At 40.5% G+C, this 23173-nt stretch carries 19 protein-coding genes; 8 read left to right on the top strand and 11 right to left on the bottom strand.

Features of this window, described 5'->3' with window-relative positions; genetic code table 11:
- Positions 1 to 86: 86 nt before the first annotated feature.
- Positions 87 to 2555: a S9 family peptidase gene (locus ACXACJ_RS19975; protein ID WP_475136195.1), complete on the top strand. Its 2469-nt coding sequence runs from the start codon at positions 87 to 89 to the stop codon at positions 2553 to 2555.
- A 90-nt stretch (positions 2556 to 2645) separates the two neighbouring features.
- Here the strand turns inward: ACXACJ_RS19975 and ACXACJ_RS19970 are convergent, their stop codons facing one another.
- A complete protein-coding gene (locus ACXACJ_RS19970) occupies positions 2646 to 3569 on the bottom strand; it encodes an ROK family protein (protein WP_475136194.1) in 924 nt (307 codons plus the stop codon).
- A gap of 120 nt (positions 3570 to 3689) precedes the next feature.
- Here ACXACJ_RS19970 and ACXACJ_RS19965 point away from each other — a divergent pair, with 120 nt between their 5' ends.
- Positions 3690 to 4187, top strand: coding sequence for an asparaginase domain-containing protein (locus tag ACXACJ_RS19965; RefSeq protein WP_475136193.1), 498 nt, complete (start codon positions 3690 to 3692; stop codon positions 4185 to 4187).
- 21 nt (positions 4188 to 4208) lie between these two features.
- On the top strand, positions 4209 to 5843 hold the full coding sequence (locus ACXACJ_RS19960) for a S8 family peptidase (RefSeq protein ID WP_475136192.1): 1635 nt from the start codon (positions 4209 to 4211) through the stop codon (positions 5841 to 5843).
- 67 nt (positions 5844 to 5910) lie between these two features.
- Here ACXACJ_RS19960 and ACXACJ_RS19955 read toward each other — a convergent pair whose 3' ends face one another.
- The 3 genes from ACXACJ_RS19955 to ACXACJ_RS19945 all read right to left on the bottom strand — a co-directional run bounded on the left by ACXACJ_RS19955 (position 5911) and on the right by ACXACJ_RS19945 (position 8796).
- Positions 5911 to 7467 carry an Rne/Rng family ribonuclease gene (locus ACXACJ_RS19955; RefSeq protein WP_475136191.1) on the bottom strand — a complete coding sequence of 519 codons (1557 nt, stop codon included), beginning with the start codon at positions 7465 to 7467 and terminating at the stop codon, positions 5911 to 5913.
- Between the two features lie 184 nt (positions 7468 to 7651).
- The gene (locus tag ACXACJ_RS19950) at positions 7652 to 8470 is read right to left on the bottom strand and encodes a tetratricopeptide repeat protein (protein ID WP_475136190.1); all 819 of its coding nucleotides are present in this window, start codon (positions 8468 to 8470) and stop codon (positions 7652 to 7654) included.
- A gap of 23 nt (positions 8471 to 8493) precedes the next feature.
- A complete protein-coding gene (locus ACXACJ_RS19945; protein ID WP_475136189.1) occupies positions 8494 to 8796 on the bottom strand; it encodes an HU family DNA-binding protein in 303 nt (100 codons plus the stop codon).
- A gap of 155 nt (positions 8797 to 8951) precedes the next feature.
- Here ACXACJ_RS19945 and mutY point away from each other — a divergent pair, with 155 nt between their 5' ends.
- From mutY to recG, 5 genes are read left to right on the top strand one after another with little or no spacing between them, the layout of a single operon-like run.
- Complete coding sequence (gene mutY, locus ACXACJ_RS19940) at positions 8952 to 10019, top strand: A/G-specific adenine glycosylase (RefSeq protein ID WP_475136188.1); 1068 nt, start codon at positions 8952 to 8954, stop codon at positions 10017 to 10019.
- 34 nt (positions 10020 to 10053) lie between these two features.
- Positions 10054 to 10491 carry a single-stranded DNA-binding protein gene (locus tag ACXACJ_RS19935; protein WP_475136187.1) on the top strand — a complete coding sequence of 146 codons (438 nt, stop codon included), beginning with the start codon at positions 10054 to 10056 and terminating at the stop codon, positions 10489 to 10491.
- A 23-nt stretch (positions 10492 to 10514) separates the two neighbouring features.
- Positions 10515 to 11855, top strand: coding sequence for a gliding motility-associated protein GldE (gene gldE, locus ACXACJ_RS19930; protein ID WP_475136186.1), 1341 nt, complete (start codon positions 10515 to 10517; stop codon positions 11853 to 11855).
- Positions 11852 to 12442: a gliding motility lipoprotein GldD gene (gene gldD / locus ACXACJ_RS19925; protein ID WP_475136185.1), complete on the top strand. Its 591-nt coding sequence runs from the start codon at positions 11852 to 11854 to the stop codon at positions 12440 to 12442. Before gldE ends, gldD begins: the two co-directional genes overlap by 4 nt.
- Positions 12443 to 12451: 9 nt before the next feature.
- Complete coding sequence (recG, locus tag ACXACJ_RS19920) at positions 12452 to 14545, top strand: ATP-dependent DNA helicase RecG (RefSeq protein ID WP_475136184.1); 2094 nt, start codon at positions 12452 to 12454, stop codon at positions 14543 to 14545.
- A gap of 89 nt (positions 14546 to 14634) precedes the next feature.
- On the opposite strand, the gene ACXACJ_RS19915 is transcribed toward recG, so the two are convergent.
- The 7 genes from ACXACJ_RS19915 to ACXACJ_RS19885 all read right to left on the bottom strand — a co-directional run bounded on the left by ACXACJ_RS19915 (position 14635) and on the right by ACXACJ_RS19885 (position 23115).
- Complete coding sequence (locus ACXACJ_RS19915; RefSeq protein WP_475136183.1) at positions 14635 to 16749, bottom strand: carbohydrate binding family 9 domain-containing protein; 2115 nt, start codon at positions 16747 to 16749, stop codon at positions 14635 to 14637.
- Between the two features lie 122 nt (positions 16750 to 16871).
- A complete protein-coding gene (locus ACXACJ_RS19910) occupies positions 16872 to 17876 on the bottom strand; it encodes a DUF4221 family protein (protein WP_475136182.1) in 1005 nt (334 codons plus the stop codon).
- A 174-nt stretch (positions 17877 to 18050) separates the two neighbouring features.
- Positions 18051 to 18338 carry a hypothetical protein gene (locus tag ACXACJ_RS19905; RefSeq protein WP_475136181.1) on the bottom strand — a complete coding sequence of 96 codons (288 nt, stop codon included), beginning with the start codon at positions 18336 to 18338 and terminating at the stop codon, positions 18051 to 18053.
- Positions 18339 to 18589: 251 nt separating this feature from the next.
- On the bottom strand, positions 18590 to 19369 hold the full coding sequence (locus tag ACXACJ_RS19900) for a LytR/AlgR family response regulator transcription factor (protein ID WP_475136180.1): 780 nt from the start codon (positions 19367 to 19369) through the stop codon (positions 18590 to 18592).
- A 2-nt stretch (positions 19370 to 19371) separates the two neighbouring features.
- Positions 19372 to 20421, bottom strand: a complete 1050-nt coding sequence (locus ACXACJ_RS19895) for a histidine kinase (RefSeq protein ID WP_475136179.1) — start codon at positions 20419 to 20421, stop codon at positions 19372 to 19374.
- Entirely contained in the window at positions 20418 to 21449 is a 1032-nt protein-coding gene (locus tag ACXACJ_RS19890; protein WP_475136178.1) for a sensor histidine kinase, read from the bottom strand. Before ACXACJ_RS19890 ends, ACXACJ_RS19895 begins: the two co-directional genes overlap by 4 nt.
- Before the next feature lie 82 nt (positions 21450 to 21531).
- Positions 21532 to 23115: a hypothetical protein gene (locus ACXACJ_RS19885; RefSeq protein ID WP_475136177.1), complete on the bottom strand. Its 1584-nt coding sequence runs from the start codon at positions 23113 to 23115 to the stop codon at positions 21532 to 21534.
- Between the last annotated feature and the right edge of the window lie 58 nt (positions 23116 to 23173).

The following is a 23173-nucleotide window of genomic DNA, read 5'->3' as shown; positions in this document are numbered from 1 at the left end:
CATCACCATTAAACGATATCCGATATTATTCTTTCAAACAAAAGAGATGGCGATTAGGTAATTTGATTCATATCAAACTACGCCATATGAAAGCCTATAACAAACTAACTCAACTTTTTGGCGCGTTGATGATCATGGTTCTTCTGAGCACCAACCCTGTTTTTGCTCAAGATAATCTCGGCTATCAGCGCCCTCCGGAAGAAATCGCAAAGCTAATTGATGCACCTTCCACTCCTTCCGTAAGTATCGATTCTAAAGCAGAATGGATGTTACTCATGGAAAGACCTGGCTATCCTTCAATCGAAGAAATTGCCGCTCCAGAACTTCGCATTGGTGGAACAAGGATTAATCCTGCCACTAACGGTCGCAGCCGTCAAAGCCACATGACCGGCCTTACATTGAAAAACATTTCTTCGGGTGAAGAATTCAGTTTTTCAGGTATGCCAGCTAAACCACAAATCGGAAACGTAAGCTGGTCCATGGACGAAAGCAAAGTTGCCTTTACCAACACTACCGAAAATGGTATTGAACTTTGGCTTGCAGACATTGCCTCTAAATCAGCCAAAAAACTCACTGGTGCCATTGTAAACAACGCTTATGTAAGCGCATTTGAGTGGATGCCAGATAACACGCATTTATTGGTAAGCACCACTAAAGACAACCGAGGGCCTGAGCCTAAAAAACCAACTGCTCCAAAAGGCCCTGTGTTACAAGAAACCTCAGGAGCCATGGCCGCCTCTCGTACTTATCAAGATTTGTTGGAAAACCCTTATGACGAAACGCTTTTCGACTATTATACCACTGTTCAACTAAGAAAAATCGATTTGAATGGAAATGCTGAAAAGCTAGGAGCACCACAAATCATTAAGGATTTCAATATTTCGCCTGACGGCCAATACATTTTAGTTCAAACCATCCAAAGACCATTCTCTTATTTGGTTCCAGGATCTAGATTTCCGTTCAATTATGAGGTTTGGAACAACAGTGGAAAACTATTAAAAGTAGTGGCTGAAATTCCTTTGGACGAAGAAAGACCAACTGGTTTTGACGCTACAAGAGAAGGGCCAAGAAGCATGACTTGGAGAGCCGATCAACCTAATACTTTATATTGGGCAGAAGCCAAAGATGGTGGCGACCCTAATAAAGAAGTAAAAGAAAGAGATGTGGTTTACACATTAGGCGCACCTTTTACAGCCAAGCCTTCAAAATTGGTGGGTACTACTTATCGTTACTCAGGAATTCAATGGGGCGATGCCAACAGAGCCATTCTTAACGAATCTTGGTGGGCTTCTAGAATGGATAAGCGAACACTTATCGATCCTACAAATCCATCAAAATCAGGTACAGTTATAATTGAAAGGCCTACTACAGACCGATATAACGATCCAGGAAACCCAGTAATGACCAAAAACGATTACGGCTGGTATGTTCTTTTAATGGATAAGGACGATATATTTATGAGAAGTACAGGTGGTTCTCCTGAAGGTGATAGGCCTTATTTGAGCAGATTCAACCTTAAGAATAAGAAAACCGAAATTCTATTCCGTTCCGAAGCCCCTTACTACGAAAGAGTTACCGATGTTTTAAGCAAAAAAGCGGACAAAGTTATTACACTAAGAGAATCAGAGAAGGATCCTCCAAACTACTACCTACGCGACCTTAAAAAGGGAACCATCACCGCAATTACTGAATTTCCTCACCCACAACCTGAATTGTTGGCTGTAAATAAGGAAATCATCAAATACAAAAGAAAAGATGGTGTTGACTTAACAGCTACATTATACACTCCTGCCGGCTATGACAAAGCTAAAGATGGCCCATTACCCGTTTTAATGTGGGCTTACCCAAGAGAATACAAATCGGCACAAAATGCTTCTCAAGTTAGAGGCACACCTTATTCATTTACCAGAGTAAGTTCGGGTTCTCCGCTTTTCTGGGTGTTGAGAGGCTATGCCGTAATGGACAATACTGAAATGCCAATTATTGGCGAAGGCGATAAGCAACCAAACGACTCCTTTAGAGAGCAATTGGTTATGAATGCCGAAGCCGCCATTGACAAAGTAGTTTCTATGGGAGTAGGAGACAGAAATAAAATAGCGGTTGGCGGCCATTCTTATGGAGCCTTTATGACGGCTAATTTATTAGCGCATTCCGATCTTTTTGCTGCCGGTATTGCCAGAAGTGGTGCTTATAATAGAACATTAACTCCTTTTGGATTCCAACAAGAAGAGCGTACGTATTGGGAAGATCCAGAGCTTTACAACTATATGTCGCCATTTATGCATGCTGACAAAGTAAACGAGCCGCTTCTGCTCATCCATGGTGAGGCTGATAACAATTCAGGAACGTTCCCAATTCAGAGTATCCGATTCTATAATGCGATCAAAGGTCATGGAGGAACTGCCAGATTGGTGATGCTTCCAAGCGAAAGTCATGGCTATCAGGCAAAAGAATCAATCATGCACATGCTCTGGGAAATGGACACTTGGTTAGATAAGCACGTTAAAAACGCAACCACCAAGCCTGAGAATACTAAAATAGAAAGCGGAAAATAGAAGTCCACTTTTTTAACATCTAACCCTCCAATCATTAGAGTCACAACTAACGTTTGGAGGGTTTATTATTTTATGGGACTTAGTTCCACTTCAGCAGGTAAGAAAAGCGGCACCAAAAACACCTGCACTATCGCCAAGCTTTGGCTTTACGATAGGCACTTCAAGTCTTGGGTTGAAAATATACTTTTGAGCTTCAGCCACACCTCGAGTATAAAGCTCTTCAATATTACCAACGCCACCGCCCAGCACAATCACGTCAGGATCTAATATATTAATGACAACAGAAATAGCTAAACCGAAAAAATGCATAAGCCTATCCATAGTTTCCACGGCATGAATATCACTGCCTTCGCGGGCCAATGGAATAATCTCTTTAAGTCTTTTTTGCTGCCCAGAAACCTCATGGTAATATCTTTCTAAAGAAGGTCCCGCAATCACCTTTTCTACACATCCACTCTTTCCGCAATAGCACGGCCCACCAGATTCATCTAGAAAATTATGCCCCCATTCGCCTCCAATTCCGTGTTTTCCTCCCCAAACTTGGCCATTGAAAACCACGCCACCACCAGCGCCAGTGCCCATGATTACACCAAAAACTACCTGAGCGTCTGGGGCTACCTCGGGCACAATCCCCATTCTAGCTTCAGCCAAAGCAAAACAGTTGGCATCGTTGGCCATAAACAAGGGAACACCCAAAAGAGCTTCCAAATCCTTTTTAAACGGACGCTCATTTAAAGATTGACTATTGCTATTTTTCATGAGTCCTGTTGGCGGATCAATTGTTCCAGGAGTACCAATTCCAATGGACTGCGGCTGCTCGCCCAACTCTTCTGAGATTTTCTCAACCAAAAGTTTGATTCGCGAAAGCACGTGCTCATAACCTTTATCGGCTTCGGTTTCGATTCTTGTGCGCACAAGCACTTCCGGATTTTCCTTCGACTTAAGCACCACTCCTTCAATTTTGGTTCCGCCTAAATCTATCCCCCAAAGTTTTTCTGACTTATGATTTTCCATAGTGTTTCAAAATATAAAAAGTTGAACAAACTAAACCGTATGTGCCCAATGAAAATTGTAGAAGAGTAGTTTGAAAACCTTTCTATTGTGGTGAATCCCAAAATGGATTAGCTTTCGCGAATGAAGATTTTGTGCATCCAAACTGGAGGAACTATTGATAAGGATTATCCAAAAACCAATAAAGGATATGCTTTCGAAATTGATGAACCCGCTATAAACAGAGTGCTGCAAAATGTAAATCCCGGTTTTGAATTCGAGATTGTGAGCCTATTGAAAAAGGACAGTATGGACATTACGGATGAAGACAGAGATACAATCAAGCAGTGCTGTGAAAGAACTTCCTTAAATAAAATATTAATTACCCATGGCTCAGATACACTTGTTGAAACCGCTCAATTTCTTTCTGACATAAAAAACAAAACCATAGTTTTAACAGGCGCGTATCGACCAGAGAGGTTTTCGAATTCCGATGCAGCCTTTAATATTGGAGTAGCAGTCGGACTGTTAAACTTTGCAAAAGAGGGCATTTACATAGCCATGAATGGAATGGCATTTGTTCCTGAAAATTGCCAAAAAAACGAGCTATCGGGAAAATTTGAACCAAAACTTGACTCTTAATACCATTTAGAAATAAAGCATATGAGAAAATATACAATTTGGGCACTATTGATTTTCGCCTCAATGAGGCTTGCCGCCCAACAACAAGATTCTGTTCAGGTTCCACCAAAAAACTGGTTCAATCTAGATCCTGTGGAAGACCGAATGAACGGAGTGAGTACAGAAAGAACCTATCGCGAATTGTTAACAGGCAAAAAATCTCAGCCCGTTATTGTCGCAGTAATTGATTCTGGAATTGATATTGACCACGAAGACCTTAAAGATGTAGTTTGGACCAACAAAGGTGAAATACCAAACAACGGCATTGATGATGACAACAACGGTTACATTGACGACATCCATGGCTGGAACTTTATTGGTGGCAAAGATGGCCGAAATGTGGATAAAGATACTTATGAGGTAACCAGAGTTTACAAATCTTTAAAAGCAAAATATGGTGATAAGAGCGAAAAGGACATCTCTAAAGGCGAAAAGGCAGAGTATGAACTTTGGCTAGATGTAAAAGGCAAATACGAAGAAAACTCCATGAAGGCCAAAATGCAGTTTAATCAATACAGCAGTTTGGCTCGTCAAATTGATAGGTTCAATCGCCTTTTCGAGGCTTATTTAGATAAAGATGGTATTACGGCAGAAGACCTAAAGGAAATCAAGTCAAACGATGCCCTTATTGATGTTGGCAAAAACTATATGTCTCAAATTTTGGGAGAAGTTGGCGATGAGATGACTTTGGACACTGTGGTCTACTTAATCAATCACGATATAGACGAAATGAGTGCCGATGCTCAATTTCGTTATGATTTAGATTTCGACACTCGAGAAATTGTAGGAGACAATCCTGATGTGTTAGACGAAAAAGGTTATGGAAATAACGATGTAATTGGAAAAAACACGGACAACTTCCATGGCACTCACGTTGCGGGAATCATAGCTGCAAAAAGAGGTAACGGAATCGGAATTGATGGTATTGCCAATAACGTGCAAATCATGGCCATAAGAGCTGTTCCTGATGGAGATGAAAGAGATAAAGACGTTGCCAATGCCATTCGTTATGCCGTGGATAACGGAGCGCAAGTTATCAACATGAGTTTCGGAAAAGCCTATTCTCCTCATTTGCAATATGTGTATGATGCCATTGCTTATGCAGAATCTAAAGGTGTATTGCTTGTACACGCGGCAGGCAATAGCGGAGAAAACACTGATGAGGCGAGCAACTATCCAAATGATAAATTCGGTAAGAAAGGTGATCACCCAAACTGGATTGAAGTTGGTGCATCTTCATACGGAGAAGGAGCCGACTACGTGGGTAGCTTCAGTAATTTTGGAAGTAAAACTGTTGACCTTTTTGCACCAGGGGTTTCAATTTATTCATTAGCACCAGGAAATGATTATCAAGATGCGAACGGAACAAGTATGGCTTCTCCAGTTGTGGCTGGCGTTGCCGCATTACTACTTTCTTACTATCCTGATCTAACGGCCGATCAAGTAAAAGACATTCTGATGAAATCTGTGAGAAGACTAAACGGAATTAAAGTGCCAGAACCAGGTAGTGCTGATGAAGTTAGCTTCTCTAAACTCTCTAAGTCGGGCGGGATTATCAGTGCGTACGAAGCGGTAAAACTTGCAGAATCCATGCAGGTAAAAGGCCGAAAGAAATAATCCCCAACGGATATAAAACAAAAAACCCGAAGCGAAACTTCGGGTTTTTTAATGCTTTAAAGTTTTATCAGGCGGTTACCTCAATCTCCTCGCCCAATTTATTTTGGAGTACATAACTTGAAAGACCTAAAGAACTGTCCTTCTCAATTTTTACCCAAGAATGGTATTTTTTATACCATTGCCATCTTTTGGAAAAGATGCCCTTTGTAAAGTAAGCATGCAAAAACGGATGTACAGTCAATGATACTCCCTTCTCGTTTTGCGTACCAAGAATGTATTCCACATTCTTTTCAATTTGATCAGAAACCAAAATGGTAGCTCCTACTTTACCCGTTCCTCCACAAGTTGGGCATTCTTCCCTTGTGGTGATATTCATTTCTGGTCTTACACGCTGACGAGTAATCTGCATAAGACCGAATTTGGTGATCGGCAGAACCGTATTCTTGGCTCTATCTTCATCCATAATATCGCGCATTACCTTGTAAAGCTGCTTTTTATTCTCAGCCTTACGCATATCGATAAAGTCGATAACGATAATGCCACCCATATCCCTAAGGCGCAATTGTCGAGCAATTTCTTTAGCGGCTTCAATATTCACCGCTAAGGCTGTGCTTTCTTGATCTTCGCCAGCATTGGATTTGTTTCCACTGTTGACATCGATTACGTGAAGTGCTTCAGTATGCTCTATTATTAAGTAGCCGCCCTTTGGCAAGCTTACTGTTTTTCCGAACAAAGCTTTGAATTGGCGTTCTATGCCATAGGCTTCAAATAGCTTCGCTTTTCCGGTATATTGTTTTACTATTTTCTCCTTATCAGGAGCGATCTTTCTGATATAAGCCTTTATTTCATTAAAAATGGCTTTATCATCTGTTACTACACTGTCAAAAGATTCGTTCAGTATATCTCTGAGCAGTGATGAGGCTCTGCTCATTTCGCCAATAACCTTATCCTTAGGTTTGGCTTTGTGTAATTTCTTAATGCCTTCTTTCCAAGTTTCTTCTAGGTTCCGAAGGTCTTTGTCCAATTCGGCAACGTCTTTTCCTTTCGCCACCGTACGAACAATCACACCGAATTTTTCCGGTTTGATTGAGGATATTAGCCTCATTAATCTCTTTCTCTCTTCGCCATCAGTGATTTTCTTTGAAATATTGATGGAATCGGAGAAGGGCACCAATACCATGTAGCGCCCGGCTATTGACAACTCGCAAGAGAGTTGCGGCCCTTTTGTAGAAATAGGTTCTTTTACAACCTGAACAAGTATTTGCTGACCACGCGTCAGCACCTGGCTCATTTTGCCAAGCTTGTTAATGTCGGGTTCGCCTTTGAATTTGCTCAGGCTACCATCCACATTATTGGCCTGTTGGGCCATTCTGGTGTATTTATTCAGTGACTTTATTTGCGGGCCAAGGTCGAGATAATGCAGGAATGCATCTTTCTCGTACCCTATATCAATAAAGGCCGCATTTAGTCCCTGGACAATCTTTTTCACAGTGCCCAGGTACATGTCACCTACCTTAAACTGGTTGTCATCTTGATCATGATGAAACTCAACCAGACTTTTATCTTTCAGAAGGGCTATACGACATCCATCTTGAGTTGAATTGATTACTAATTCGTTACTCAATTTGAAGAAAGTTAAATGTTACAAAAAGAACTCAATGATGCGTATAAGCACAAAAAGAAGAAGTGATTACTTCTTCTTATGTCTGTTCTTTCTTAGTCTTTTCTTTCTCTTGTGAGTTGAAATCTTATGTCTTTTTCTTTTTTTACCGCAAGGCATAATCGTAATGTTTTAATGTTTTAATACTCTATTTTATTTTTTGTAAATACTCATCCACGGCCGTTTGAACCACAGGATCAGAATCCATACTCTTCACTTTTTCGAATTGAGCTTTTGCTTTTTGGGTTTTGCCAGTTTCAAAGTAGCAAACTCCTAAAAGGTAGTTACCATCCAAATTGTTTGGATGATAGCTCACTAAGTCTTCAAAGCGTTCTACAGCCCTATCAAATTGACCCGACTGCATAGATAAACGCCCCATGTTTAAAAGGGCCTTTTCGTTTTTCTCATCGCTAGCCAAAATTTCCCTAAGCATGGTAATTCCTTGCATTGGGTTCGTGGTGGCAATGTAGGTCATCGCTACATTGTTTTTAACATCAAGATTATCGGGCTGCTGCTCCAACACTTTTTGATAAAGCTCACGTGCCTTGTTTCCTAATCTTTCCACCTTACTTTGTTCTAAAGCGAAAGTAAATGCATTAAAATAAGCATCTCCGGCCTTTTGCCAAAGCTTGATTTCGTCAGCATCAGCAGCATACATTTCTGCATAATAAGCTGCGCTGTCGTATTGATTAACACTTTGGAAAACCAGCATCAGAGAATCCAAAGCTACTTCATTGCCCTTAATGGCTTGGCCATCGAACAATTCACCTTTCCAAAAATCAATTTTAGGTTGAGTTTCTTCAGGTATTTCCGAGCTGTGATCAATCACTTCACCGCCCGGAACACTTTCGTCTACAAATTGAGCTTCTTGTTGCTTATCGTTGTCTACAACTACGGTAGGTAGATTATAAAGGCCAATTACAACCAGTACTCCAACTACGATTAAGACAATTTGTATCTTTTTCATAAAAGGCCTTAAAGGCCGATTTTTTATTTGTTAACCACTTTAACCTTATCGCTAGTTTTTACTTGCTCAATAAAAACTTTTGAAGGTTTGAAACTTGGCACAAAGTGCTCATCGATAACGATGGCAGTATTTTGAGAAATGTTTCTGGCTATCTTTTTTGCCCTTTTCTTATTGACAAAACTACCAAAGCCCCTTACATAGATATTTTCACCATCGGCCATTGAATCCTTAACTACTGCAAACAGTGTTTCTACCGTTGTAGTAACGTCAGATCTATCTATTCCTGTCTTCTCTGCTATTTGGTTAATAACATCTGCTTTCGTCACCGTTGTTAAATTTTAGATTTATAAATATTGTGTAAAAAACTAATTCCCAGTTATTTTGGCCTGCAAAATTACGAGTTCATTTCTAATTAAAAAAACAAACCCTCAAATTTTACCCTTAGTCCCATTCCCACATTTGTTTGTAAAATTAAATTACCATGCTGAACAGTGAATTATTTGCAAATCAGCTGATTAGCTGGTACGGGCATCATAAGCGCAATTTGCCTTGGCGAAACACCAAAGACCCATATTCTATTTGGCTTTCTGAAATTATTCTGCAACAAACGAGGGTTGTGCAGGGCTTGCCTTATTACGAAAGCTTTAAAGAACATTACCCAACCGTACAGGATTTAGCGGCAGCTTCAGAAACCGAAGTTTTACGTCTTTGGCAAGGTTTGGGTTACTATTCGCGCGCCAGAAACCTTCATGCCTGTGCTAAAATGGTGGTAGAAGAGTTTGGTGGGCAATTTCCAAACAACTTTGATGAGCTGCTAAAACTAAAGGGCGTAGGGCGATATACTGCTGCAGCCATTGCCTCTTTTGCATTCGATCAACCCAATGCAGTAGTTGATGGCAATGTGTATCGGGTTTTGAGCCGTGTTTTTGGGATTGATGCCGACCTTTCTGCCAGTGCCACACCAAAAATCTTCGAAGCTAAGGCCAATCAACTATTGGATAAAGAACGACCAGCCATTTATAACCAAGCTATAATGGAATTTGGCGCCATTCAGTGTTCCCCCAAGTCACCCGCTTGCGCCATTTGCCCGTTTTCATCTGAATGCTATGCTTATAATCACAATCAGATTGACAGGCTTCCTGTAAAAACGAAGAAGGTAAAAGTGAAAAAGCGCTTCTTTACTTATATAGCCTTTCAAGTGGGCAATGAACTGTACATGAAGCAACGCGGGCCAAAAGATGTTTGGCAAGGTTTATTCGACTTCCATTTAATCGAAAATGATGCTCATATTTCAATAGAAGAGACGCTAAACAAGATTTCTGATTTGGAGTTGAGTAAAGCGATAGTGGAAGAAGAATCAAAATTATATGAACATGTTTTGACGCATCAGCGTATTTTTGCCAACTTCGTAAAAATAGAAATCAACCCATCGGAGCTCGGCAAACTTGAAGCTAAGCTTCCTCAATTAAAAAAATACACCTTAGAACAAATTAGGGATTTGCCAAAGCCAGTTTTGATTAGCAAATATTTGGAAGATTCTATATTTTAATTAATTTGTTCTATTCAAAAATATTTACAATATAATGGCTGGAGTAAACAAAGTAATCCTTGTAGGCAATTTAGGCAAAGACCCTGAAGTAAGACATTTAGAAAACGGACGCGCAGTAGCGAATTTTTCGCTTGCTACCAGCGAAACGTATAAGAACAAACAAGGTGAACGGGTAACCACCACAGAATGGCATAACATTGTACTCTGGACACCGTTAGCAGAAATAGCTGAGAAATTTTTAAAAAAGGGCAACCAGGTGTATATTGAAGGTAAACTAACTACCCGTTCTTGGGACGACCAAGACGGAAACAAGCGATATACTACCGAAGTTGTAGGAAATAACCTGACCATGTTAGGTTCTAAGTCCGACAACGAGGGAGGCGGAGGAAGTTCCTCTTATGCACCGAGCCAACAGTCGGCAAGCGAAGTTTCGAGCATCCCAGAAGATGATTCGGACGACCTTCCGTTCTGATGTTTTAATTAATAGTTCAAAGATTGGAACCAACAACAGACGACCCCTATCCTAGTTTGGCCCTTTTGGCCTTAGCTCAAGATATTTCCACCCCATATTTAGTTATAAACGGGGTGGTTTTCATTTTACTTGTCATGCTCTCTGCCCTGATTTCAGGCTCTGAAGTAGCATTTTTCTCACTCAGTTCCGACCAAGTTGACGAGTGTAAAAACAACGATACCCCTGTAGACAGACTAGTGGTAAAGTTGATTGAGCGCCCAAGACATTTGCTAGCCACCATTTTGATTATGAACAATCTGGTGAACATTGCCATTGTGACGCTTTCTACTTTCGTTACCTGGGAAATTGTGGGTTCTAGAACCACAGAAGGCACTATAGTGGTAACCTTAACGGCTATAGTAACTTTTGTAATTCTTTTCTTTGGAGAAGTAGTTCCCAAAAACTTTGCTACGCAAAACAACCTCAGCTTTGCCAGAACCACGGCTCGCATGCTCAAGTTCTTCGAAGGATTTGTAAAGCCAATTTCATTTATTCTGATTGGCTTCACTCAATTAATTGAAAGAAGGGTTCAGAAAAAAGGGCATAACATAACCGTAGATGAGCTTAATCAAGCGCTGGAAATGACCACAGGCGACAATACTACGGAAGAAGAAAAAGGCATTCTAAAAGGTATTGTGAACTTCAGTACCCTAACGGTTCGTCAGGTAATGCGCTCCAGAATGGACATTACCGCAGTTGATATGGAATTAGACTTCCACGAATTGATGGATAAAATCAATAAAAGCGGTTTTTCTAGAATTCCCGTGTACAACGAAACCATCGATAAAATTGAAGGCATTCTGTATATCAAGGACCTGCTTGCTCACGTTGAACAAGACGAGAATTTTAAATGGCAAGAGCTTTTGAGACCTGGCTTCTTTGTTCCAGAGAATAAAAAAGTAGATAGCCTTTTAAAGAATTTTCAAGATAAACGTGTTCATATGGCCATTGTGGTTGATGAATACGGTGGTACTTCAGGTTTAATAACCATGGAAGACATTATTGAAGAAATTGTGGGAGAAATCAACGATGAATTTGATGATGAAGATGTAGCCTACAATAAGCTGGACAACAACACTTATGTGTTTGAGGGCAAAACCTCGTTGAACGACTTCTGCAAAATTCTCGATATCGACCCTTACTTCTTCGATAATGTAAAAGGCGAAAGCGAATCTTTGGGAGGCTTGTTGTTGGAACTTCATAGCAAACTTCCTCGTGCAGGAGAAAAAATTCAGTTCGATCCATTTACCTTTACCATTGTGGCCGTAGACGTTCGCAGAATTAAAAGAGTTAGGGTATTGATTAATCGTAAACAGCCGGTTTGAAAAAGCATTTCTTCCAAGCATTCATTTTAGTTTTTGTTTTGTTGCTAGGGCTTTCGGCCTGTGAACAAACCTATTTGCCAAAACCTAAGGCATACAACAGAATTGATTTGCCTGAACATGTCTATCAATCTCTTCCCGACACTTTCCCTTACCATTTCTTCTATTCAAAATACGCGGAACTTTCGCGCGATACTTTCCCAAAAGCAGGCCGCTATTTTATAAACCTATACTATCCTGACTACGATGCAATACTTCAAATCACGTATAAGGATTTGACCAACCCTAAAAACAACATTGAAGAAATTTTAACCGATGCATTTGAGCTCATGATGAAGCACAGTGTTAAAGCCTATTCTATTCAAGAAAACCTGATTGGCATTAGAAATGGCCAAGTGGCCAGCATTGCCGACTTGAGCGGAGAAGTGCCTTCGCAGTTTCAATTCTTCACTACCGACACTACAAACCACTTTTTTAGAGGCGCTTTGTATTTTAACACCGCAGAGGCTAACGATTCACTTCAACCTATAATCGATTTCATTAAAAAGGATGCAATCGAAATGTTGAACACTTTGGAGTGGAAATACTAAATTGTTTCCATGCCTTCATTTTTTGAAACCCGCATTGAATTCCTCAAGGGCGTTGGACCGCAAAAAGGAGCACTGATTGGTGCTGAATTGGGCATATTTACTTATGCCGACCTCATTCAGCATTATCCTTTTCGGTATGAAGATCGCACGAAATTTTACCCTATAGACGAAGTTCATGGAGATTTACCCTTCGTTCAGGTAAAAGGAAGAATCAGAAGCATGCAAACTGTGGGCGAAGGTCGCAAAAAGCGATTGGTTGCTCAATTTGAAGATAGTACTGGTGGCCTAGAATTGGTGTGGTTTAAGGGCATTCAGTGGGTCACAAAAAAAGTACAAATCGGGGTTGATTATGTGGTTTTTGGCAAACCCACAGCCTATGGCCGCAAGGTAAATATTGCTCATCCCGAGGTTGAAGTGCTCACCACACAAAACGAAAGGGCATCCTTTCTTCAGCCCGTCTACCATACCTCGGAAAAAATGAAGGCCAAATACATAGACAGCAAAGCCATTTCAAAAATGGTGCGCCAGATTATGCTTTTGGCCGAAGGTTATATTCAAGAAACCTTGCCTGAGTTGCTGGTGCAGCAGTTTGGCCTAATGGAAAAGAAGCTTGCCATGTGGCATTTGCATTTTCCTTCTAACCCCGAATTGTTGAAAAAAGCTAGGTTTAGAATGAAGTTCGAAGAGCTCTTTTTTATTCAACTACGCCTTTTAAAAATGAAGGTGAATAGGGAAGAGAAATTCCGAGGTGCAGTTTTTCGCGATTCAAGTTTACTTACCGAATTCTATAACGATCATTTGCCCTTCGACCTTACCAATGCGCAAAAAAGGGTGATTAAAGAAATTTACCAAGACATGAAGTCGGGTAAGCAAATGAACCGCCTTTTGCAGGGCGATGTAGGTTCGGGAAAAACCATTGTGGCCTTTATTTGCATGTTGCTGGTTGTGGGTTCTGGGGCGCAAGCCAGCATGATGGCTCCCACCGAAATTTTGGCCGATCAGCATTTTGAAGGTCTCAAAGAGTTTGCAGATAAACTCAATATTGGCATTGCAAAACTAACGGGTTCTACTAAAAAGCGAGAGCGTAAAATTATTCACGAAGGGCTTTTAAACGGAGATATCAGCATTTTAGTAGGCACACATGCACTGATTGAAGATGCCGTTCAGTTTAAAAACCTTGGCCTAGCCATTATTGACGAACAGCATCGCTTTGGTGTGGCTCAGCGCGCCAAACTTTGGGGCAAAAATGAGGAGTTCCATCCGCACGTGCTCGTAATGACTGCCACCCCAATTCCTCGAACGCTCGCCATGACGGTTTATGGCGATTTGGAAGTTTCTATTATCGATGAATTGCCCGCTGGGCGAAAGCCAATCAAAACCTTACATCAGTACGATGCTAAGCGGCTTCAGGTGTTTGGCTTTATGAAGGAAGAAATCAAAAAGGGCCGTCAAATCTATGTGGTTTACCCGCTTATCGAAGAATCTGCAAAGCTGGATTTGAAAGACCTGGACGATGGTTATGAATCGATAAAACGAGCTTTTCCTGACCAACATATTAGCATTGTGCATGGCAAAATGAAACCGCAAGACAAGGACTTTGAAATGCAGCGTTTCATAAAACACGAGACTCAGATTATGGTGGCTACCACAGTAATTGAGGTAGGCGTAAACGTGCCCAATGCTTCGGTAATGGTTATCGAGAATGCAGAACGTTTTGGTTTGGCTCAGCTCCATCAGCTCCGAGGCCGCGTAGGGCGTGGCGCAGAACAATCCTACTGCGTTTTAATGACCGAGTATAAGCTGAGCAAAGAAGCCCGAACCCGATTGGAAACCATGGTACGCACCAATAATGGTTTTGAAATTGCCGATGTGGATTTACGTTTGCGTGGCCCAGGCGACATTACCGGAACCCAACAGAGCGGTGTGCTAGATTTACTGATTGCCGATATTGCCAAAGATGGCGCTATTCTACAAGCCGCCCGAAATGCCGCCAGCGATATTCTGGATGATGACCCCAACCTTACAAAACCAGAAAACCGCAACATCCTCCGCCATATTCAATCCCTACCCAAAACAGTGGTTAATTGGGGAAGGATTAGTTGATTGCAAGACTTTAGACATTAGAACCTAGACGCTAGATCTTAAATCGTTCATAAACCAAATTACAAATGACCAATTCCCTAATGACCAAACTACCACCTCCACAAATAACTGGCTTTAAAGAAGAAGCCCTGAGCGGTGTTTAAGTATTGATCGTGGTTGATATACTGGCTGCCATCCCAGCGAATTCTTTCGTAAACCGAAGCCCAGCCCAAGTGAACTACTGTACCAGGAATGTAGGTAAACGAAACCAAAAGATTCGGACTAAATACCTTGCTCAAACTATTATACTGAGCAATCCCCCTAAAAAACAGATATCGGTTTAATTGATAAACCACACGACCCCGCACAATGTGGATGTCGTAGTATTTTGCATCCGTATCGGAGTTGTATAGCGAGTTAAACGTATGGGTAACCTGCGCACTAAACTTATCTGAAAATTGCAAAGTCAGGTTATTGCTGATACGTCTTCCATAACCTTGAGCGGATTCTTGATAGTAAGTGCCATTGTCCCAATCGTAATTGGTGCGGAAGAAGATGCGCTTGGTAATTTGCGAACTCGCTTGAACACTGATGGTGCCGTCTTTAAATTCCTCGCCCAAATAAATTTCTGAAGAGTGATCGGCAGAAACTGAAATTCGCGTATTTCGGGGCAAAGTGGCTGCTAAAGAAAAATACAGTACGTGTTCATTAAGTCCGCTCGGTTTATCCTTAGTTAGTGCCGCATACATTTGAGGGTCAATCCTTTTGATCAAGCCTTCCTTTTTAGGGAAAATTTTGGGGTTCAAGCTTAGCGTTGCTCGGCTAATGCCAGTTCGGGTAATATAACCCACTTCTGAACCAAACCTTTCTCCAATATCCAGCACATTAATGGAACCGCTAAAGTTTCTGGTGTTGCGCGAAACCCCAAAAGCCACAGAATTATTACTCACCAAATCGCCTTGGGTATTTAACGTTTCTGCATTCAAAAAATGCCCTGTCACCTGATTTGCTTGCAGAAAACGGTATTGACCATCGCCACCAATTACATTATTGTAGCCTCCGTTTCGTCTTCGGGTTGTGCCAATTAAGCCTACATAACTGTCTTGAGAAAGCGAGCGCATATAACGCAAAACACCAACATCAGCGGTTTCGTCTTCGGTAAAATCCACCAGATTTTCATCGGCACGATCTACGGCATAAATGCTGGAAATAATATTCTTGTCGCCAATTTTTCCCGTTAGTTTGGTAGCCATTTTGGGAGAAACAATGGAACGCGAATTCACTACTGAACTCACAGGAGAGAAGCCTCCAGTTCCTGCAAAGTTGAAGTTTTCATTTCCTTCTAAAAAGAAAGGCCTTCTTTCAGGATAGTTAACTGGAAAACGTTGATTTACCTCAACTTGTTGGGCATCCGACTCTACTTGGCTAAAGTCAGGATTCAGCGTAGCATCAAAAACAAGTTCGGGCGTAATACCAATTTTGGTGGTTAAGCTTGGCTGAAAATTATAGTCGTTTTGGTAGTTGCCTTCAATGTGTTCTTTATTCACCGCATAAGTAATGGCAGGGAGAATTTCAACCAATTTAGGCTTGTTAACTCTGCTATATTCCAAAGGCATCATTTGAGTAAGAAATGAAAAACCCTGTTTAGGATCGAGCGGAGGAAAAGTGCCCTGGGTAGAAAAACGGCTGATTTTTCGTTCGAAAATTACGCCCATTTCAACATTACCCTCTTTAACGGTATAGCGAATACTTTTGAAAGGAATTTTGGCTTCTACCACATAACCATCATCAACGATTTTGGCTGCGCTGTACCAAATCAGGTCCAAACCGATGTCTTCATTTCCGGCCGCAAAACGCGTATCCATCTGAATTCCGTTAGGGTTTACATACAAACCATAAAGGGATTGGCCGCTGTTGAACGAATCCAGATTGATGCAAATCCAATCGTCCGCACCAATTTTATCTCTCGCAGCAATTGACGTTTTGATCAGCTTAGGATCATCAAAACACTTAAAGGCGAAATATAGATTTTCGCTATCGTGGGCAATGTAAGCCTGAGTTTGGAAAGGCATTTCTTTTCCAAAATCTGGAACAAAAGTTCTGTAGCCTGTAACCGAAGGGCTTTTCTGCCAAATGTCGTCATCTAAAACACCATCGATAGTGGGACTGACTTCAGCATAAGTAGAAACGACCTGAGCGCTTATGTTTTGCGCAAACGATAGCATTGCGCAAAGCAAAAATAGAGTAATACGAGTTTTCAACCTGACCTTGAGTTTTGAGAAGGCAATAATAAAGCCTTTAGCTGAATAAACGTAACCACTTATATATTTTCAACTTCCGGAAAAAATTAGCGGATTATTAAGGTTTTAAACCTCATTTCTTCTTCAACTTCCTGGCTTTTTGCATAAAGGTGAATTCCCTTTTCTGTGGAGAAAATTAGGGGAGCTAATAGCGTCAGATTTACATTCTCTAGCACTTCACTCTCGCCAATTTTCTGAAAATTCGCATTGAAAACTACGACCTTATAATTTCTAACTTCCCCTTCAATAATATCAGTTTCATTCAATTGAGCGTAGGTAAGAGGCATGTTGACAAAGCGCCAGTAGGTGTCTGTAAACTCATCATAAAAGAACCTCCAATACGAAGGGTTTTTCAAGAATTTTATTTTGGTTTTACTTCCTTTTAATTCGGCCATAGAACCATAAAAGTGACCACCAAAATCAGTGATTTCATCAGTCATCATCACATGTTCTTTAACCTCTCCATCTTGCATAAGCTCATAAACCGTATGACTAAGAGGATAACTTACCAATAACGAATTACGCTTTGAATTGAAGGTTGGCAGAACAATAGACTGAAACCCACCTCCAATTATATTTTCATAGTTAGAAGGGTAATTTAGAAAGCTAGTAATTGAAGAATCAGCTCTATTCACTCGTGAAATAGTGGGGTATTCATGCCCAACACGATAGGTGTTAAAATCTACACTACCTTGGATAGGTACATAAATATACTTTTCATCATAATGAACTCCATTAGCGCCAAAAGGAGAAAAACTCGCCTTTCTACCTTCTAATAAATTAAACGCATAGCTTGGATATACCTTACCATCAATTGAAACACGCTTAAGCTTTTGAGTATAGGCATTAAAGACATAGAGCTCTTCTCCATCAGAAAATAAACCCGATGGATTTCGCTCAGAATATGGTCCCGTTTCTGGAATCGAAATGGTACCAGCAAACTCAAAGGTTTGGCTATTATAAAGGTTAATAGTATTCGGATATGTAAAAAACGCGTAGAAATCCTTGTGCTTCACTGGCCCATAAGCATCCAGAGCAGTTTTAAAATCCAACTTAAAAACTAAGTCTTCACCATATTCAATGCTTTTGCTTTTTTGAGAAAAGGCAGGATTTATAAATAAGACTAAGGTTAGAGCGGAAAGAAAATTCCGGTAAAAAATTCTGCATATCGAAAAAATCATTTCATAAAATAATGATAATTCATCGATATAGAAACAAGTTTTCAGCTATTCGTAGGGATGTAAATTATAGAATTGAATTCCGATGAACTTGGCGATTACATTACCAACTTCCTGAAGTTCATTATTCCAACTAGTATCCCTTTCAGCTAAAAGAATACTTTCATTGTCTGTTAAGACCAGCTTCAGTAAAATTCTATTATTGTCAAGTTGGGCTTTAAAGTCAACCACGACTTTTTCAATATCACTAAAAGCTACTTTTCGATGATTTCCAATATGTGCATATTGAGATTTACTGTCAAAACGGAGTAGGTTGCTGCGCCTATGCTGTCTCATTCTCTTTACCCATGAAAACAATAAAAGTAAAGGCGCTAAAAAGAAAATGTAACTAAAAATAGGGTTGGCACTTCTAAAACTTGCTCTGTTTGCAAACAAGCCGCTGTACCAAATAAAAATGAATACTAATTCCAGAAAAAAAGTCTTCAAAAAAGAGCTTGCCCTTCCTTTAATTATTAGCTCAAACTCACTTTTTTGAACAATAAAATTCTTCATTTCATTGCAGTCAAAACCATTGAACTAAACAGTCTCTATTCCCCATCAAACCAGGTTTTGAACCCATTTACTTTTTCGCGGCTAACAATGATTTCGCGATCGAAATCTAAGTTGAGTAATATTTTCAATCGGCTGTTGGAATAAACGAGCACATCACGAATGGCATTGATCTCGACAATATAAGTTCGGTTTACACGAAAGAATTTTTTGGGGTCGAGCATTTCTTCCAGCGTTTCCAACTTATAGTCGATAATCAGTCGCTTGTTTTCTGTGGTTACAATGTAGGCGTTTCTTCCTTCAGCATAAAAGAGAGAAATACTATCGGTAGTTACCGACCTTATATGTTCCCCGATTTTCACCATAAAACGCGTTTTATACTCGCGCTTGCTCAGCATTTTTAAAGCCGATTGCAAATCAATAACCGATTCCGATTCTGCCTTTCCTGGCTCTTGGAGCCTTGTTTTCAAATTCTGAAACTTGTCCAGGCTTTCGCTCAGTGCATCGAAAGTAATTGGCTTTAAAAGGTAATCGATGCCATTGGCTTTAAAAGCTTCTATGGCGTATTCATTATAGGCAGTGGTAAAAATAACGGGAATGTCGATGTTCAATGTCTTGAAAATATCAAAACTGAGGCCGTCAGTAAGTTGAATATCCATAAACAGCAAATCCACTTCTGGGTCTTCGCGAAGCCATTCAACAGCCTGCTTAACGCTCATGGCCTGACCGAGAATTTCGATTTGCTCATCGTAGCGTTTTAAAAAGCGCTGAATCTTTTCTGCTGCCGGAATTTCGTCTTCTATAATAAATACCTTCATAGTCAGTCGTGGAATTCAAGTAATGGCAATTTGATGAATGCATCGCCATAAGCCTTGATTTGAATTACAGGTTTGTCCGTAAAATAGGCAAAAGCCTGATGTAAATTCTTATGTCTCTTTTTGATTTGGCTGTCGAAACTCAGCTTGTCGTTTTCCTTGTATTGCAAAACCAAATAGCCTTCTTCCCCAAAATGGATTTTAATATCGAGTGGCTGATATTTAGAAATTATGGTACTGTTAATTACGCAATCCAACAACATAGGCAGCGTATTGGGTACCAAAAGTTTTCTTCCATTTTCAGAAGGCGCAGGCAAAGACAAACTGATTTGTTCGGGAAATTTCTCTTTAAAAAGCAGAAACAGATTATGAGTTGCCTTCAGTTCTTCATCTACCGAAATCAATTCCCTTTTTCGGTTATCCAAAATATAGCGGTAAACCAATGAAAGGCGATCTACAAAATCCTCGGCAATATCTAAGTTGTGGTGAATTAGCGTAATGAGGGTTTCCAAGCTTTGAAAGAGCAAATCGGGATTGATTTCATTGTTGAAAATCTCAAGCTGATGCTCCAAATTTTGCCTTTTCAGATCTTCTCGCCTTAGTTCGGTTTCATTTTTTATAGAAAGAAAGTGAATGCTTAGGTAGAAAAGCGTGTAGAGCAAACCGCTGATTCCGTAAGTTACGGTAAGCGTAATAAGGTTCGATTTAAAACTGGCGAGATAATCGTAGCCTTTTATTTCGCTGAAGTGATAATAAGTAGCCACAAAAATGATGGCACTTCCCAAAACGAACATCAGCAAAAGCAGAATGCCAATGTTAATCGGCTTTTTAATGTTGTCGCCAACCGCTTTTTCGAAAAGCACAATCGCAAGCCGAATGGGCTCGGAAATGAGAAAGGCCAAAACCACACAAACCAGCAGTTCTTCAGTAAGAATGGTATCTGTAATTTGATACAAACTGTTGTAAATCAACAGAATGAGAAAGTACATCATGAAGCCGTACAAAGGCGGAACGGCAACTCTGAAAAGCGGTTGATCAAGCAAATTCTTTCTCATATGGCTTCCAGAATTGGGAGTTTAACCTCGAAATAGTCTTCGTCTACTACTTCAATTTCCGTAGCCGTAAAAAAGGCAAATCGCTTTCTGATGTTATCCAAGCCCACTTTGTGAGAACTGGTTTTGGTTGGTGCCACGGTTTTGTTATTTAAAACCACAAGCCATCCATCGGTATTTCTGATGTTGATTTTGAGCGGTTCTTCATTAGAAACCACATTGTGTTTTACGGCATTTTCTACCAAAAGCTGAAGACTTAAAGGCGGAATCGCACGCTCAGCAATTTCATCATCCACTTCTATTTTCAAATCAACGGCAGCGCCATAGCGAATGCTCAATAAATAGCCATAATCCTTCAAAGCTTCGATTTCTTCTTTGATTGAAACCAAGCGGATGTTTTTTGTGGCCAAAACATAATTGAAGGTTTCCGAAAGGTTTCTGATAAAATTTTCGGCAATCTGCGGGTCTCTGTAAATCAACGATGAAATGGTATTCATGCTATTGAACAGATAATGAGGACTCAGCTGGCTTTTTAGGGCTTCAAATTGAAATTCCAATTGCTTTCTTTCGGCCCTTAATTTTCGGATTTGACCAACCGAATATTCGCTATAAGAATAGCTATTGAATTCTACCAAAGTGACCATAAAAAGGGTGAGAAAACACAGCACAACCACTTTTACTTCAAGCTGACTTTCGGCCAAATCGGCCTCGAACATATGGAAGTCTACAAAACCGGTAAAACCAGCTAACCAACCCATAAAAAGTAGAATGAGCGTAAGTGCCAAAAAGTCGAAACCTAGGCCACTGACAAACCTTTGCAGAATGTTTTTGCGCCAAGGCAATTTTCTGTTCAGCCATTTATTGATTTCCCCAATGGAAATTCCGGCCAAAATACTGGCAACAACCGTGAATATATAAAGCTTATATTCTTCCAGAAGGCCAGGAACAACATCATATTCGCTATAATAGAGGTATAGCAGAAATAGAATTCCAAGTACCGTAAACAGTATAAGCCTGATTAGGCGAGGCATTTCCTAAGCGTTTGGTTTCAGAAAGAGAAGTTAAGAAAAAAAGTGATGCCTGAAATCAGACATCACTTTTGGATACAAAACATTACTCAAAACACCGGGCTACACGACCATAGTAGGTGTCTGATTCTATGCCTCGGGCTACCTTGCGGAAAAGGTCTTTCACTTCGTCATCCGCAGTACCCATCATATCGCAGGCAGATTTTAATACTTCTGATTTATAATAGTCAGAATCGATAGTGTCGATGGTTTTTAAAATGCTGATCATATGCGTTTTGTTCAAATCACCCCTTAAAACGTCTTTCAAGATTAGCACTTTGTAGTGGTCCGAATCCATTTTTGAGATCTTCTGCAAAACCATATCGTAGTTAGCATCGCTAAGTTTTTGTTCGTTCAAAATTTCTTTCAAAACCTGGCTTGCATAGTGGTCGGAATCTATTTCGCCCACAGTGGTTAGCAATTCGCCAAAGTACTTTTCAGAAATCTGTTTGTTGTTCATTAAATCGTTGATCACCAAAGTGCGGTAATGGTCTGAATCCATGTTGCCAACTCTTTTTACCACGGCCTCCACAACTCTATCCGAAGGATTTCCTCTGCGCAGCATTCCTCGCATGGTCTCGGTTACGTAATGGTCAGAATCAATATTACCGATTGCTTCCATTAGGCTTTCAAAAGCTTCATCCGAAAGGTTTGGTCGATCTAAAGCTTCTTTCAAAATCAGCGTAGCATAATGATCTGAATCAATATCGGCAGCAGCTTTTACAACTCGATTAATGGCCTTGTCGGTTAAATCTCTTCGCGACATTACCTTTCTGATTACTTCAGTTTTATAATGGTCGGAATCCATCACTTCGGCAGCATCTAGCACCTTGCTGATCATTTCATCGCTTAAATCTTCTTCCAAAGCGCGATTCAAAATAAGGGTTACATAATGGTCAGAGTCCATTCGTCTGATGGCGCCCAAAAATGCTTCGGTAGTTTCTGGCGTTTTTAAGAAAAGGTCGCCATAATCTTTGAATACTTCAGCGATGTAGTGATCGGAATCTAAGCTTCGAGGTACATAAGCCGCGATTTTGGTTAAGTCGCCATTGCTTAAATTCTTCTGAGAAAGTAGTTCCTTCAGGTAAATATGGCTTACATGATCGTTTCTGATTTCATCGGTTTCACGCAAAACACCATCTACTCCGCCTTTTGCATAAATTCTTTGAACTCGGCCTTCTGCACCAATCCCCGTAGTTCTGATAACTTCTAGAAGAACATCCGCAAGCCACCTTTTGCCGGCTTCGTCAAATTCAGCTCTTCTTCTACCTACCGAATAATCATAGTTGATGGTGCCATCTGCATTTGGTTCGGCTAAAATTTCTCTTCTTTCTCCAAAAGAGGTTCTTCTGATTTTGATATAGCCGCCACGCGAAATGGTTTTAATGGCTTTATCGTCATCGGTAAATTCGATTTTACCTTCGTATTCAATTTGCAAACCTTGATCGCCAGAGCGAGAACTGTAGCTATATGTTCCGTTTTTAGAAGAAATGCTAACGGAGGTAGAGGTTCTTGAAGTGGTGCTGGTGCGCTGTTTTGCGCTCAAATCGTGGGTTAGGGTAAACATTGCCCAAACGGCAATGGCCAATCCCATAATCATACTTTGAGTTTTTGTGCTTCTAGTTTTCATATTCATTTTGGTTTCTTTTCGAGGCAGTTTGGCAGGTTGACCTTCCTGCCCTATCAAC

Source organism: Roseivirga sp. AWQ4_251, from assembly GCF_056158225.1.
The sequence above is the reverse complement of the archived record's forward strand: the minus strand, read 5'-3'. Positions and strand labels throughout refer to the sequence as shown.

Coding starts and splice junctions, on each gene's coding strand:
- ACXACJ_RS19975 (WP_475136195.1), top strand. CDS start 87: ATGAAAGCCTATAACAAACTAACTCAACTTTTTGGCGCGTTGATGATC.
- ACXACJ_RS19970 (WP_475136194.1), bottom strand. CDS start 3,569: ATGGAAAATCATAAGTCAGAAAAACTTTGGGGGATAGATTTAGGCGGA.
- ACXACJ_RS19965 (WP_475136193.1), top strand. CDS start 3,690: ATGAAGATTTTGTGCATCCAAACTGGAGGAACTATTGATAAGGATTAT.
- ACXACJ_RS19960 (WP_475136192.1), top strand. CDS start 4,209: ATGAGAAAATATACAATTTGGGCACTATTGATTTTCGCCTCAATGAGG.
- ACXACJ_RS19950 (WP_475136190.1), bottom strand. CDS start 8,470: ATGAAAAAGATACAAATTGTCTTAATCGTAGTTGGAGTACTGGTTGTA.
- mutY (WP_475136188.1), top strand. CDS start 8,952: ATGCTGAACAGTGAATTATTTGCAAATCAGCTGATTAGCTGGTACGGG.
- ACXACJ_RS19935 (WP_475136187.1), top strand. CDS start 10,054: ATGGCTGGAGTAAACAAAGTAATCCTTGTAGGCAATTTAGGCAAAGAC.
- recG (WP_475136184.1), top strand. CDS start 12,452: ATGCCTTCATTTTTTGAAACCCGCATTGAATTCCTCAAGGGCGTTGGA.
- ACXACJ_RS19915 (WP_475136183.1), bottom strand. CDS start 16,749: ATGCTATCGTTTGCGCAAAACATAAGCGCTCAGGTCGTTTCTACTTAT.
- ACXACJ_RS19905 (WP_475136181.1), bottom strand. CDS start 18,338: ATGAGACAGCATAGGCGCAGCAACCTACTCCGTTTTGACAGTAAATCT.
- ACXACJ_RS19900 (WP_475136180.1), bottom strand. CDS start 19,369: ATGAAGGTATTTATTATAGAAGACGAAATTCCGGCAGCAGAAAAGATT.
- ACXACJ_RS19895 (WP_475136179.1), bottom strand. CDS start 20,421: ATGAGAAAGAATTTGCTTGATCAACCGCTTTTCAGAGTTGCCGTTCCG.
- ACXACJ_RS19890 (WP_475136178.1), bottom strand. CDS start 21,449: ATGCCTCGCCTAATCAGGCTTATACTGTTTACGGTACTTGGAATTCTA.
- ACXACJ_RS19885 (WP_475136177.1), bottom strand. CDS start 23,115: ATGAAAACTAGAAGCACAAAAACTCAAAGTATGATTATGGGATTGGCC.